The sequence below is a fragment of the Lacihabitans sp. CCS-44 genome (assembly GCF_024343735.1).
Taxonomy (GTDB): Bacteria; Bacteroidota; Bacteroidia; order Cytophagales; family Spirosomataceae; genus Leadbetterella.
In genome coordinates, this window is the sequence record NZ_RJUE01000028.1 from 1 (window position 1) to 2,036 (window position 2,036).

Annotated in this window: 1 protein-coding gene; it reads left to right on the plus strand. The window is 39.5% G+C overall.

Annotated elements, in window-relative coordinates:
- On the plus strand, positions 1-2,036 hold a 2,036-nt coding region (locus tag EGI26_RS07135; RefSeq protein WP_255077340.1), incomplete at both ends, for a hypothetical protein.

The window sequence follows — 2,036 nt, forward strand, 5'->3', positions numbered from 1 at the left end:
AACCATCACTGGCTATCAGTGGAAAAAAGCCAGTAACAACATCACTGGACAAACCAATTCAAGTCTGACACTCAGCAACCTAACTACTGCAGACATTGCAGAATATAGTGTTGATATTTTTGGACCATGTGGTACAGTCTCTCATTCTGGAATCAACGTGGCCGTGGCTCTGAAACCTGTGTTTTCTTTGAACCCCGTAAATACACCAAAATGCGTGGGTGAAACCGCTATTTTCAAAGCGGCCGCAAGCAGTGCTTCAAGTATTTTCTGGCAAAAAGATGGAATAAATCTTGTAGACGGTGGAAACATATCGGGAAGCAATTCGGCTACGCTAATAGTAAGCAACATTAGAGCAGGTTTTGATACCGGTGTTTACAAAGCCATCGCAAACGGTTCTGGAGCTTGTTCTTTCGCAACTACAATAAGTGCCGAAGCCATTTTGAGTATCAATGCTCCAATAACCAATGTGAAAATTTCTCCAAACGCCGACAAATGCGAGGGCTCAAGTGCAATTATCGAAGCCACACATGACGGTGTCGTAACTGGCTATCAATGGTTTAAAAATGGAGAAAAAATACCTAACAGTACAAATTTCAAAATAGAATTCAATATCCTAAAACCTTCAGATAAAGGAACTTACACAGTGGAAATTTACGGACCCTGTGGAACAATAACTTCAACGGCCTCATTCCTAAATGTGACAGCATTGCCTGTAATCATCACCCAACCAATAGATGCAAAAAGATGTATTGGTGAATCAGTAACTTTCCAAATTGCAGGTACAGATTTCGGCTCGTTTAGATGGTTTAAAAACGGAGCGAATCTAAACATAACTACACAAAATTTAAATATACCATCAGTAAATGAATTGTCTAGTGGTCAATACATAGTCGATGTGTTTGGGGTTGGAGCATGTGCTACCAGAACTACTTCCAGCAGATTTACAAACCTTGAGGTTGGTAGTAAAATTGCCGTAGAGAAAATTACCAAAAACGTAAGTTGTTTTGGCTTGAGCGATGGTAGCATCCAACTTAAAACCACAGGAGGTTTCGGATCACCATACAGTATTACTTGGCAAAATCCATCCTCAGCAAAAGGAGAAACTGCGACCAATTTAGCCGCGGGACTTTATGAATTTACTATAGCCGACAGTCGAGGTTGTTCTCAAAAAGACAGTATGAGAATCTCTCAACCAGAAAAATTGTCAGCAAACTTAGTTTCAAAAACTCTTAACTATTGCGAAACTTCTGGAAAGGCGAGTGTTAAAACAGCGGCATTTGGTGGAACTAAACCTTACAAGGCCTCATGGAGTGACCTTCCTAATTTTGTGGAATTAGATAGACAAAATCTTAAAGCCGGCACTTACACCCTAAAAATTGTAGACGCAAACAATTGTGAGACTACTTTGGCAACAACCATTGAAGATTCAACTTCAAAGATGTCAGCGAAGTTGAGCTACACTCAACCATCATGTTTTGGCAAAGCTGATGCTAAGCTTTCAGTTTTGGCCACTTCGGGTAGAGGAGCTTACAAATACACTTGGAATAGTGTCAACTACACTGGTACGGCCTCTGAAATTACAAATCTTGCTGTAAATAATGAAAATGCACAAGCAATTGTAACTGATGCTTTAGGTTGTGAGGTAAAATCAGATATACTAAAACTAATTTCTCCAGTTGCCATTTCATTGAATATTACAAAGCAAAAAGAAGTTTGTCCTTCTAAACCTTTTGAAGTAAATGGTACTGTGGCCGATGGAACTAAATATGAATGGATCACTCCATTGGGTAAAAAATTACTCGGTGCTATAATCGTTGGAGACAGTATTGGGAATTACAAATTAGCTGTTACCAATTCTCTAGGTTGTGTGGCACTTGATAGCGTTTCGATAATTCCGAATGCCAATGTGAAGCCATTCTTTGCTTCGCCTACACAAGCCCCTGTGAACAAAGAGGTTGTATTTGTAGATTTAACCAATCCATTGGCCTCCAATGTAAAATGGATATATCCAAGTGCGGCTAAAATGATTTCAGAAG